Source organism: Formosa sp. Hel1_33_131 (assembly GCF_001735745.1).
GTDB lineage: Bacteria > Bacteroidota > Bacteroidia > Flavobacteriales > Flavobacteriaceae > Hel1-33-131.
The window spans coordinates 1067213-1080188 of record NZ_CP017260.1 but is presented as its reverse complement, the minus strand read 5'-3'; the positions used below and the strand labels follow the sequence as shown (position 1 = coordinate 1080188).

General features: G+C 38.0%; 11 protein-coding genes. 3 read left to right on the top strand and 8 right to left on the bottom strand.

The window, feature by feature from the left end; genetic code table 11:
* Nucleotides 1-3 precede the first annotated feature (3 nt).
* The 8 genes from lspA to FORMB_RS04775 all read right to left on the bottom strand — a co-directional run bounded on the left by lspA (nt 4) and on the right by FORMB_RS04775 (nt 6754).
* The gene (gene lspA, locus FORMB_RS04810) at nt 4-507 is read right to left on the bottom strand and encodes a signal peptidase II (protein WP_069676375.1); all 504 of its coding nucleotides are present in this window, start codon (nt 505-507) and stop codon (nt 4-6) included.
* Nucleotides 508-512: 5 nt separating this feature from the next.
* Nucleotides 513-1400, bottom strand: coding sequence for an ACP S-malonyltransferase (gene fabD / locus FORMB_RS04805; protein ID WP_069676374.1), 888 nt, complete (start codon nt 1398-1400; stop codon nt 513-515).
* Between the two features lie 20 nt (nt 1401-1420).
* Entirely contained in the window at nt 1421-1930 is a 510-nt protein-coding gene (locus FORMB_RS04800; protein ID WP_069676373.1) for a dihydrofolate reductase, read from the bottom strand.
* Between the two features lie 40 nt (nt 1931-1970).
* Entirely contained in the window at nt 1971-2795 is an 825-nt protein-coding gene (locus tag FORMB_RS04795; RefSeq protein ID WP_069676372.1) for a thymidylate synthase, read from the bottom strand.
* A gap of 90 nt (nt 2796-2885) precedes the next feature.
* Nucleotides 2886-4283 (bottom strand): NupC/NupG family nucleoside CNT transporter, encoded by a 1398-nt coding sequence (locus FORMB_RS04790; protein ID WP_069676371.1) that lies wholly within the window; start codon nt 4281-4283, stop codon nt 2886-2888.
* Between the two features lie 11 nt (nt 4284-4294).
* Nucleotides 4295-4915, bottom strand: a complete 621-nt coding sequence (locus FORMB_RS04785) for a bifunctional nuclease family protein (protein ID WP_069676370.1) — start codon at nt 4913-4915, stop codon at nt 4295-4297.
* A gap of 114 nt (nt 4916-5029) precedes the next feature.
* Entirely contained in the window at nt 5030-5986 is a 957-nt protein-coding gene (locus FORMB_RS04780; RefSeq protein ID WP_069676369.1) for an electron transfer flavoprotein subunit alpha/FixB family protein, read from the bottom strand.
* 21 nt (nt 5987-6007) lie between these two features.
* On the bottom strand, nt 6008-6754 hold the full coding sequence (locus tag FORMB_RS04775) for an electron transfer flavoprotein subunit beta/FixA family protein (RefSeq protein WP_069676368.1): 747 nt from the start codon (nt 6752-6754) through the stop codon (nt 6008-6010).
* A 140-nt stretch (nt 6755-6894) separates the two neighbouring features.
* On the opposite strand from FORMB_RS04775, the gene FORMB_RS04770 reads away from it, so the two are divergent.
* From FORMB_RS04770 to FORMB_RS04760, 3 genes are all read left to right on the top strand, one after another.
* Entirely contained in the window at nt 6895-7872 is a 978-nt protein-coding gene (locus FORMB_RS04770; RefSeq protein ID WP_069676367.1) for a pyruvate dehydrogenase complex E1 component subunit beta, read from the top strand.
* A 47-nt stretch (nt 7873-7919) separates the two neighbouring features.
* Nucleotides 7920-10418: a DUF5686 family protein gene (locus FORMB_RS04765; RefSeq protein WP_069676366.1), complete on the top strand. Its 2499-nt coding sequence runs from the start codon at nt 7920-7922 to the stop codon at nt 10416-10418.
* A 144-nt stretch (nt 10419-10562) separates the two neighbouring features.
* Nucleotides 10563-12935: a sodium-translocating pyrophosphatase gene (locus tag FORMB_RS04760; protein WP_069676365.1), complete on the top strand. Its 2373-nt coding sequence runs from the start codon at nt 10563-10565 to the stop codon at nt 12933-12935.
* The last annotated feature ends 41 nt before the right edge of the window (nt 12936-12976 follow it).

The following is a 12976-nucleotide window of genomic DNA, read 5'->3' as shown; positions in this document are numbered from 1 at the left end:
ATATTAATTAGACGGTTCAGCAGTTTTTGAAGGACGACTTAAGAAGGACGACAATAACAACAAAATCATACCAGTGGTCACTGATAAATCGGCACTGTTAAAGATGCCTGTTTTGAGTACGCCCCCTAGATCTATATATAAAAAGTCAGTTACCGAACCATACAGAAAGCGATCGTAAAGATTGGCGATCCCGCCACCTGCGATACAACTTAAACCTATAACTGATAAGTTGTCAAGGGTTTTATTGGTTAATACATAATACAATACAACCCCTAAAACAATTACGGGTAGAATGAGTAAAAAGATAAGTTTTACCGTAGGGTTGGAGTCGCTACCCATGCTTAAAAATGCTCCAGAATTTTCAACATTCATTAACTGTAATTGTGTTCCCAAAACTTCCGTTCTAGAACCTGGCACCACATTTTCGCGGACAAGTTCTTTTGAAACTTGATCCAATCCGATATTAAAAATAACAAGAATAAGTATTAAAATAGTTCTAGTATTCATGACGTTTAGTTTTCAAAAGTTGCTGCTTTTGTGTTCATTTCTCTGTTTATTTTCCTCACCAAGCCTTGAAGTACATTCCCAGGGCCTACTTCAATAAATTCATTCGCACCATCCTGAATCATTTGTTGAACGGACTGTGTCCATTTCACGGGTGCTGTCAGTTGGGATATTAAATTAGTCTTAATCTCCGTTTCATTGACAACAGGCATCGCGGTCACATTTTGATAAATTGGACAACTAGGTGTATGGAATGTGGTGTTTTCTATAGCCGCTGCCAATTGCTCTTTAGCGGGTGCCATTAAAGGCGAATGAAAAGCCCCTCCAACAGGAAGAACGAGCGCGCGTCGTGCGCCTTTTTCTTTTAGCGCATCACAAGCCAGATGAATGGCATCAACGGCACCAGAAATCACCAATTGACCTGGGCAGTTATAATTTGCAGCCACCACAATCCCATCGATGGATTTGCAAGTGTCCTCCACAATTTCATTTTCCAAGCCCAATACGGCGGCCATCGTTCCTTTTGTTAAATCACAGGCCTTTTGCATGGCTTGCGCACGTTGAGAAACGAGTTTCAAGCCATCTTCAAAACGAAGCGTGCCATTGGCAACCAACGCTGAAAACTCGCCAAGCGAATGTCCTGCAACCATATCTGGTTGAAAACTGTCCCCTAGGCTTTTTGCTAAAATCACAGAATGTAAAAAGATAGCAGGCTGTGTCACCTTCGTTTCTTTTAAATCGTCCACACTTCCTTCAAACATGATGGAGGTGATGTCAAACCCTAAAATGTCATTGGCTTGTTCAAAAAGTGATTTTGCAGCGGCTGAATTTTCATAGAGAGGTAATCCCATCCCCGTAAATTGAGCACCTTGTCCTGGAAATATATATGCCTTCATGTGTATATAGTTTTTGTTTTTTAACGTCTTTTATAAGTGATGAATGAAAAGTCAAATTTATGTAAATCGTCTTTTTTATGATCTTCACGATTGGTTTCTTCCCAAATAGTTTCTTGTATAACAGGAAAAAAAGTATCGCCTTCAAAACTGTGGTGTACTCTAGTGAATTCGATGGTGTCCACCACATTTAAGGCCTGTTTGTAAATTTCGCCACCTCCAATAATAAATGGATTTGCATCTTGCTTTGCCTGCTCAATAGCGGCTTCTAAAGAGTTCACAACAATGACCCCTTCTGGAGCTTTATAACTTTCCTGTCGTGTAATCACGATGTGCGTTCTGTTGGGTAAGGGCTTCGGAAAACTTTCAAAGGTTTTTCGTCCCATGATAATGCAATGCCCAGAAGTGAGTGCCTTAAATCGTTTCAGGTCATTTTTCAAATGCCAAATTAAATCATTGTCTTTTCCGATCACATCGTTTTCAGAAACGGCGACAATAATAGTGAGATTTGAAGGATGGTTTGTTGTTTTCAATAGAATAAATTAGAACGCAAAAGTAAGAATTTCCATTAAATTAAACGGCTACTGCGCCTTTGATATGTGGGTGTGGATCATATCCTTCTAAAGTAAAGTCTTCAAAAGTGAAATCAAAAATATCTTTTATCTCTGGATTTAGTTTCATTGTTGGAAGGGGACGCAGCTCTCTACTGAGTTGTGTTTCTACTTGCTCAATATGATTGCTATAGATATGCGCATCTCCAAAAGTATGAATAAATTCTCCAGCTTCATAGCCACAAACTTGTGCCATCATCATGGTTAATAGGGCATAAGAAGCAATATTAAATGGCACCCCTAGAAAAATATCGGCACTCCGTTGATACAGTTGACAAGATAGTTTTCCATCACTCACATAGAACTGAAAAAACGCATGACAAGGCGGGAGTGCAGCTTTGTTATTCGCTACATTCTCACTAAACGACTTTGAAGTATCGGGAAGCACTGAAGGATTCCAAGCAGATACCAACATCCGTCGGCTGTTGGGGTTAGTTTTTAGGGTCTCAATGACCTCTGTAATTTGATCAATTTCATCATTGTTCCAGTTGCGCCACTGTTGTCCATATACAGGGCCAAGGTCGCCATTTTCATCCGCCCAAGCATTCCATATTTTAACCCCATTTTCGGTGAGGTAATCGGTATTGGTATCGCCTTTTAAAAACCAAAGCAATTCATAAATAATCGATTTAAGATGCAGTTTTTTGGTGGTCACCATTGGAAACCCTTCACTAAGATCGAAACGCATTTGGTGTCCAAACACACTTTTAGTGCCTGTTCCGGTACGGTCTCCTTTTTCATTTCCAGTTTCTAGTACATGGGATACAAGGTCTAAGTATTGTTTCATTTTCAGTGTTATTTTATGAAGTTAAAAATAAAAAAAGCTTCAATCTTAAAGAAATTGAAGCTTGGAATAATTTTAAAAGTTATTAACTATTTAGCCAATAATTGCGCCAGCAATCGTTGCGGATAAAAGAGAAGCGATGGTTCCGCCAATAAGTGCTTTCATTCCAAATTCCGAAAGTGTTTTTCGTTGTCCTGGTGCTAAGGATCCTATTCCTCCAATTTGAATTCCTATGGATGCAAAATTGGCGAATCCACAAAGCATATACGTTGCCATGATGATGGATTTTTCATATTTTAAGTGCAATACGTTTAATGGATTTTTTAAATCGGCTAATTGTATGTATCCTACAAATTCACTCGCAGCAAGTTTTATTCCCAAGAGTTGCCCCATCAAAGCAACATCTTCTTTCGCAATTCCAATCAACCACATGAGGGGTGCAAAGGCATAGCCTAAAATAAATTCTAATGAGAAGACTTTATAAGATGTGTTTGAAGCAACCCAGTCGTTCAGAGTCGTTATATCTCCAACCCATCCAAGGATGCCATTGATCATGGCAATAAACGCTAAAAACACCAAAAGCATGGCGCCAATATTTAATGCAAGTTTTAGACCTTCAGTAGTACCGTTTGCAATAGATTCTAAAATGTTTGAACCAATTTTTTCTTGAGATATATGAATTTCATTGTCAATCGCTTCCACTTGTGGGTAGAGCATTTTTGAAATGACAATCGCACCAGGGGCTGCCATTACAGAAGCTGTTAATAAATGTTTTGCGTAAAATAAGCGTAAGACTTCATCTTCGCCACCAAGAAATCCAATATAAGCTGCCAAAACACCACCGGCAACGGTTGCCATTCCGCCAATCATAACCAATAATATTTCGGAACGGTTCATTTTTTCTAAGTACGCCTTAATCATTAAGGGCGATTCTGTTTGTCCCAAAAAGATGTTTCCTGCAACACTCAAACTTTCTGCTCCAGAAACTTGAAGGAGTTTGCTAAGTAGCCAAGCCAATCCTTTTACAACCCGTTGAATAATGCCTAAATAAAACAATACAGAGGTTAGAGCGGAAAAGAATATAACGGTTGGTAAAATTGAAATGGCGAACGTTACTAAAGGTGCTTCAATTTCACCCGTAGAAAACGAGGCGAATAGAAACTTTGTCCCTTCCATTGTAAAATCTAATACGGCAATAAATAAACTTCCGACCCATTCAAAAAAGGTTTGAACAAAAGAGACCTTAAGAACACCAATCGCTAAAATAACTTGAGTTCCCAAACCAAACCCAACGGTTCTCCAGTTGATAGCTTTTCGGTTGGCACTTAAAAGATATGAGATCAAAACTAACACAAACATTCCGAGAAGCCCTCTCAAAAGACTGTTGAGCGTAAACCCTTGACTTGATACGATTTCGGAGGTTGATTCCTGCGCAGCAATCGATTGAATATTTGTAAATAATACAAATACAATGAGCATTAATTTTTTCATTCTGCCTGTTGTTAGCGTTTAGAGATTTCGTCTCTTAATTTAGCAGCCGTTTCATAATCTTCATCCGCAACTGCCTTCGTTAGTAATTCTTGTAATTCTTTAATAGATTTAGAGGCATAGCCGTCGTCGGAAATTTCTACTTCCTCGGTTTCAAATTCTAAATCGTTAAATAACAACACATCTTCAGGCTGATCTTCGTCATCTTCTTTTCTGGAATCCGTTTTTAATATGATTCCAGCTTTTTCTAAAATGTTTTTATAGGTAAATATGGGTGCAGAAAAACGCAATGCGAGTGCAATCGCATCACTAGTTCGAGCATCGATAATTTCTTCCACTTTGTCGCGTTCGCAAATAAGAGAGGCATAAAAAACACCATCAACTAGTTTGTGAATAATGACTTGTTTTACAACAATGTCAAAACGATCGGAAAAGTTTTTAAATAAATCGTGCGTTAAAGGTCTTGGAGGTTGGATTTCTTTTTCTAAAGCGATAGCAATGGACTGCGCCTCGAAAGCTCCAATGACAATTGGAAGTTTCCGTTGCCCATCCACTTCACTCAAAATCAAAGCGTAAGCACCGCTTTGAGTTTGGCTGTATGAAATACCTTTTATGTTGAGACGAACTAAACTCATAAGTTATAACACAAAGAACAGTTTTAATTCGTAAAGTACCAAACCCTTGACAAATAAGTTTTGGATTAAAACACGAACTCAGATTATTTTAAATCGAACTGCAAGTTGTCAATTTTATGAATTTTGAGCCTTGAAAACTTTTAATTTTTCTATCAATTTAGGAACCACCTCAAAAGCATCCCCTACAATTCCGTAATCGGCAGCTTTAAAAAACGGTGCTTCAGGATCCGTATTAATGACGACTTTTATTTTGGACGAATTGATGCCTGCCAAATGCTGAATGGCTCCCGAAATTCCAATAGCGATGTATAAGTTTGTCGCCACAGGCTTTCCTGTTTGCCCAACATGTTCGCTATGTGGTCTCCAACCTAAATCAGAAACAGGTTTTGAACAGGCGGTTGCAGCCCCAAGCACATCTGCTAATTCTTCAATCATTCCCCAGTTTTCAGGGCCTTTTAATCCACGACCTGCAGATACCACTACTTCTGCATCTGCAATGGTGACTTTGTCACTTGCTTTGTCAATAGAGGTGACAGTAGTTGCCGAAGTTATTAAATTAGGCGAAAAGTCTTCCAGTTGTGCAGTGGTCGAATTCTCTACCAATCCAAAGGAGTTATTAGAAACGCCTACAATTTTCACAGCAGTGGAAATTTCAGTATTACAAAAGGCTTTATTTGTAAAAGCAGTGCGCTTTACGACAAAAGGACTTAAACTTAAAGGCGCTTCAACCACGTTTGATGCGTAGCCCGCTTTTAAACCAACGGCTAAAAGAGGTGCAATATAACGACTGTCGGCGCTTGCGCTTAAGATGACAACCGTTGCCCCTTCTTTTTCTGCGGCTTGTTTGATGGCATCTGCATAAATTTTGGCATTAAACCCATTCACGGAATTTGTGTTTAACACTTTTTCTACGCCATAAGTTCCCAATTCAGAAGCTTCACTTGCGTTGAAGGTAAGTGCTACTAAGTTGGTGTCTATAGCTTCTGCTACAGCCTTGCCATATGATGCAGCTTCTAAAGCTGCTTTTTTGAAATTTCCTTGATCAGATTCTGTATATACTAAAACGGACATGTTTCTTTTTTTTAAAATGAATTAAATAACTTTTGCTTCGTTGTGAAGAAGGTTGATAAGCTCATCAATGTTATCGGCTTCCACTAATTTAACAGCACCACGCGGGGCTGGTTTTTCAAACGAAACAGAATGCGTTTCGGACGCTTCATTGGTGGGTTCTACAATGGTGAGCGGCTTTTTTCGAGCCATCATAATCCCTCTCATGTTCGGGATTCTTAGGTCACTTTCTTCTACCAATCCTTTTTGTCCCCCAATGACAAGGGGTAAAACAGTTGAGATGGTTTCTTTGCCGCCGTCAATTTCACGAACTGCCGTGGCATTTGTGCCGTCAATTTCCAAACTAATACAATTGGTTACAAAATTGGCGTCTAGCATTGCTGCTAACATTCCAGGCACCATGCCTCCATTGTAATCAATAGATTCGCGACCTGCAATAATAAGATCATAATTCCCTTCTTTTGCAGCGGCGGCTAAATAAGTAGCTACCGTATGGCCGTCTATCGCTTCTGCGTTCACACGAATTGCTGCATCTGCGCCAATAGCAAGGGCTTTTCGGAGTGTAGGCTCCGTTTCTGCGCCACCAACACTGATGACATCTACTGTTGCGTTTTGTTTTTCTTTAAACCACATCGCACGGGTCAGTCCAAACTCATCATTTGGATTAATGACATATTGCACCCCATTGGTGTCAAATTTGGTATCTCCTTCGGTGAAATTAATTTTAGAAGTCGTGTCGGGAACATGACTAATGCAGACTAATAGTTTCATTTTTTTGTTCTTATTATAATAGTGTACGAAAGTAAATAAAAAACTTTAAATTTCCTATGCATGCATAGGAAATTTTAGTGAAATCTTGTAATTATAATTGAGTATTATTCTTTATTTTTGTCCCTCATAAAATTCAATTAATGAAAACAATTCAGTTTAGAGAGGCAATATGTGAAGCGATGAGTGAAGAAATGCGTCGCGATGAAAGCATTTATTTGATGGGTGAAGAAGTTGCCGAGTACAATGGTGCTTATAAAGCTTCCAAAGGAATGTTGGATGAGTTCGGTGCTAAACGTGTTATTGACACCCCTATTGCTGAATTAGGGTTTTCAGGAATTGCGGTGGGATCGACCATGACAGGAAACCGTCCCATTGTTGAATACATGACGTTTAACTTCTCATTAGTGGGAATTGATCAAATTATAAATAATGCGGCGAAAATCAGACAGATGTCTGGCGGACAGTTTAACTGTCCGATTGTTTTTAGAGGTCCAACAGGATCTGCAGGCCAATTAGGAGCGACGCATTCACAAGCTTTTGAAAACTGGTTTGCAAACTGCCCAGGTCTTAAAGTGATTGTGCCTTCTAATCCTTACGATGCAAAAGGATTATTGAAAGCAGCGATCCGCGATGACGATCCAGTTATTTTTATGGAGAGTGAGCAAATGTATGGCGATAAAGGCGAAGTTCCAGAAGGCGAATATGTTTTACCGATTGGAGTTGCTGAAATCAAGCGTGAAGGAACCGATGTGACCATTGTGTCTTTTGGAAAAATCATCAAAGAGGCTTATAAGGCTGCGGATGTATTAGCAAAGGAGGGAGTCTCTTGTGAGGTGATCGATTTAAGAACCGTTCGTCCATTGGATATCAATACTATTTTGGAATCTGTTAAAAAAACAAACCGCTTGGTAATTCTTGAAGAAGCATGGCCTTTTGGGAATGTATCGACAGAGATCACTTATCAAGTTCAGGAAAAAGCATTTGATTTCTTAGATGCTCCAATTATAAAAATCAACACAGCCGATACACCGGCTCCTTACTCACCTAATTTATTAAAAGAATGGTTGCCTAATAGCGATGATGTTGTAAAGGCGGTAAAGAAAGTATTATATAAATAAATTGCTGATCACTCTTTCTTGGTTTGATTGTTGATGAAGTACAAAATATGAGATACTACCTACTATGTATAGTGTTGATGCTATCAATACATATTTCTGCACAAACGAAAGTTAGTGGTACGGTTTACGACCAAGACAAGCAGCCCGTTGCATTTGCAAATGTCCTTTTCAAGAATTCTACGGAAGGGGTGATCTCCGATTTTGATGGTAATTTTTTATTGCAATCTGAAAATGACCATTCCGCAATTGTGGTGTCTTTTGTCGGATTTGAAACGACGGAATTAAACCTTAAAAGCAAGATAAGTACAGGACTAGAGATTGTTCTACAAACGGGCTTTGCGTTGGATGAGATTTTAATTGTTAACAAGCCAAAAAAACGTTTAAAAAAGAAAGAAAATCCTGCTTATAAGATAATGAGAGGTATTTGGGCTCATAAAAAAAAGAATGGACTCAGCCTTATTGAGCAGTACGAATACAAAAAATACGCTTCTACAGAAATTGGACTCAATAATATTGATCAGAAATTTTTAAAAACACTTTTAAGAGATGATTATGACTCCGTAGTTTCGATCATAAAACAGGACAAGCGAAATAAAAAATTCTTTGTTCCCATCTACTTAAATGAAAAGATACAGAATGTTTATGGCGATAACACCCTAAATAAAACACTAGAACTTATACAGGCAGAAAAACAGATTGGAATCCAACAAGATGGATTTGTGTTTGATCGCATTAGTAATATTTTCAAAGAGATTAATGTTTATGATAATAATATAGAACTCTTAAACAGGTCGTTTGTGAGCCCGCTGTCAACCGAAGGTTTTGGCTCTTATGATTATGTGTTGCAGGACAGTATTGTGTCTAATGAAAGAACTAAATATCGAATTTATTTTTTCCCACGTAAAGAAGGAGATTTAGTATTTGAAGGAAATTTTGTAGTGACTGATAGCATCTTTGCTGTGAACGCCATCAGTATGAAGGTCAATTCTAAAATCAATTTGAACCTCATTCGGAATCTCTATTTTGAAAAAACATTTTCGATTGAAAATGACAGTGTGTTTTTGCCTCAAAACAATGTATATGAAGCGGATATTACTTTGTTGACCAAAAACGATAAAGAAAAAGGGTTGTATGTAAAGCGTACTGAAACCTTCGAAAATTACGATTTCACAAATAAAAAAACAGCTGAATTTTACGATGGAAAAGTTGTACAATACAGACAAGATCAGTTTGAAAAAAGCGATGCCTATTGGGAGGAGAATTTACCAGAGAATATAAATAACAGTGATTCAGAGTCTGTACTTTCAAACCTAAATGACAATAAAAAAATTAAAAACATAACAGGTTTGATAAGAACCCTGTCAAGTGGCTATTTTAAAGTTTCTAATTTCATTGAATTTGGATCTATTTGGAATACAATCGCGGTGAACGATGTTGAAGGATTGAAGCTATCCGTAGGATTTAGATCGTTCAAATCCTTAGACGATCGATTTAGAGTGAAAGGAAAAGTAGCTTATGGAACCAAGGATGAGCAGTTCAAGTATTTTTTAGACACAAAGTACTTGCTCAGTTATAAGCCAAGAATTTCGGTAGGGCTTAGTTATTTGAATGACACAGAACAATTGGGGGCTAAGATTATAGATAGCAATGGCAGTACATCAAGTAGGTTTGGGAGTTCCTCCCTTTTTAGCAGAGGAGAAAATTATTTTTTGTCACGTATCAAAAAAGTGTCTGCTAATATAAATATTGAGGTTTATAAAAACGTTCTGGTTGGAGCCAACTACTCAAACAATCACATCGAATCCGCAGCACCGGACGAATTTTCAATTGATTACTTTGATGACGCACAACAAAAGGTTAAATCGAGTTTAGTGGATAACAGTGCAGAACTTTATCTAGTATACACTCCAACACGAAACGCATTTGGATATGGAGTTGAAAGAAAATTCGAGGTCAATCTACACCCCACTTTTTTATTAAGCTTTCAAAAAGGATTGAAAGTTGGTGCAGGACAGACCGAGTATTCAAAACTTTTATTTTCCTATAATCAACCCTTAAAACTTGGAAAGTTTGGCCTCTTAAGAAATACCATTTCAGCAGGTAAAATCTTTGGAGATGCACAATTATCAGTGTTGAGTCCCGTGCCAGCCAATCAGACTTACTCGCTAGTGCCTAAAACATTTTCGCTCTTAAATTATTACGATTTTGTGGTCGATCAATTTCTGGTTGGACATTTCGAACATCATTTTAATGGCATTATTTTAAATAGAATACCTCTCATTAAAAAACTTAAACTAAGAAGTGTCATCACCTTTAGAGGTATTATTGGAAATGTATCCGACAGAAATAGAAGCATCAATCGATCGTCTATTATTTACAACACTCCTACAGATTTATACTATGAATATGGTTTTGGAATTGAAAATATTGGCTTTGGAAACTTGAGAATATTTCGGATTGACTGTATATGGCGTTCGGAATTTGTCAACCTAAATAGTTCGACCCCCAATTTTGGAGTTCGACTAAAAATATCTCCTGATTTTTAAGAAGTAAAACGGCTTCAATTCGCCATCTTGTTTTGATATAGAGTATCGGTTAAAAAACACCTGTTACAATTATGTTAAATTAGGTTTTTTAGTTCCTTAGCATTTTACTACATTTACGCCCGTAAAAATAAACAAAATTACACTATGGAATCAATGATGATTTATATGCCAATAGGCATGGCAATTTTAGGTCTTATCTACATGCTAATTAAAAAAAGCTGGGTAATGAAACAAGATGCTGGAGATGGGAAAATGAAAGAAATTTCAGAGCATATTTACGAAGGCGCTTTAGCGTTCCTAAAAGCAGAATACAGATTATTAACGTTCTTTGTTATTGGAGCAAGTATTGTTTTAGCCGGCGTTGCTTTCTATATGAACAGTACATATCTAATTGTAGTCGCCTTTGTGATAGGGGCTATATTTTCTGCATTTGCAGGAAACATGGGAATGAAAATTGCAACCAAAACAAATGTTAGAACCACACAAGCTGCAAAAACAAGTTTACCAAATGCATTAAAAGTTTCTTTTGGTGGTGGTACGGTGATGGGACTTGGTGTTGCTGGTTTAGCGGTTTTAGGTTTAACAATGTTCTTTATTATATTCTTTCAGTTGTTTATGGGAGGTGAATGGACGAACACGAGTGATATGACAATTGTTTTAGAAGCATTAGCAGGGTTCTCTTTAGGAGCGGAGTCTATTGCATTATTTGCAAGAGTTGGTGGAGGTATTTATACCAAAGCGGCTGATGTAGGCGCTGATTTAGCAGGAAAAGTTCAAGCGGATATCCCTGAGGATGACCCAAGAAACCCAGCAACAATTGCTGATAATGTTGGTGACAACGTTGGAGATGTTGCAGGAATGGGAGCCGATTTATTTGGATCTTACGTAGCAACTGTTTTAGCAGCCATGGTTTTAGGAAACTATGTCATTAAAGATATGGGAGGAAGCATTACAGATGCTTTTGGCGGAATAGGACCAATTTTATTACCAATGTCAATTGCAGGTGTTGGAATTATCATTTCTCTTATCGGAACCTTATTAGTTAAAATTTCATCGAACGATGCAAAAGAAGCAGACGTACAAAAAGCATTAAACATAGGAAACTGGGCATCTATTGCAATGGTTGCTGCAGCATGTTTTGGATTGGTCACTTGGATGTTACCAGCAACAATGCAAATGGAATTCTTTGGTGAAGGTCTTCAAGAGATATCTTCAATACGCGTATTTTATGCCTGTTTAGTAGGACTTGTAGTAGGCGCTGGAATCTCAGCATTTACTGAATATTATACAGGATTAGGTTCGAAGCCAATCTTGAAAATTGTACAACAATCAAGTACAGGTGCAGGAACCAACATTATTGCTGGTTTAGCAACAGGGATGATTTCTACATTCTCTTCTGTATTATTATTTGCAGCTGCGATATGGGCGTCTTATGCCTTAGCTGGATTTTACGGAGTTGCATTAGCCGCTTCTGCAATGATGGCAACCACGGCGATGCAATTAGCCATCGACGCTTTTGGACCTATTGCTGATAACGCAGGTGGTATTGCAGAAATGAGTGAACAAGATCCGATTGTAAGAGAACGTACCGATATTTTAGATGCTGTTGGTAACACAACTGCTGCAACTGGTAAAGGGTTTGCAATTGCTTCAGCAGCCTTAACCTCTTTAGCTTTATTTGCTGCCTATGTAACTTTTACAGGGATTGATGGAATTAACATCTTTAAAGCTCCGGTATTAGCCATGTTATTTGTAGGTGGAATGGTACCTGTAGTATTCTCTGCATTGGCAATGAATGCAGTTGGGAAGGCAGCTATGGAAATGGTAAACGAAGTGGTAAGACAGTTTAAAGAAATTCCAGGAATTATGGAAGGCACTGGAAAACCAGAATATGATAAATGTGTAGATATTTCAACGAAGGCATCATTAAAAGAAATGATGTTACCAGGAATCTTAACAATTGGGTTCCCAATAGTAGTTGTATTGGTAGGGAAGTTAGTATATCAAGACAACAATATGTTGGTTGCTGAAATGCTTGGAGGGTATATGGCAGGAGTTACTGTAAGTGGTGTACTTTGGGCTATTTTCCAAAACAATGCTGGAGGTGCTTGGGACAACGCTAAAAAATCTTTTGAAGCAGGTGTTGAGATCAACGGTGTCATGACTTACAAAGGATCGGAAGCTCACAAGGCAGCCGTCACTGGAGATACTGTTGGAGATCCATTTAAAGATACATCAGGACCTTCAATGAACATCCTTATTAAATTGACATGTCTTATTGGATTGGTGATTGCACCTATCTTAGGAGGACACTCTTTAGAAGCAGAACATCCTCAAGATGTGAATTTAGAAGTTATATACAATTCAGAAGATTCTGTAAACTCAGCGAAAGCCAACATCACTTATAGTAAAATGGTGAACGGTTCTGTTGTAGAGGTTGAGAAAACCTTTAAAGGAACAGAACAAGAAGTTGAAGCTGCAGTCGATGCGTTTTTAAATGAGAATAGTATAAAATAGTATTACAAAATACGTCATAAAAAAATCCCGCATCTGCGGGA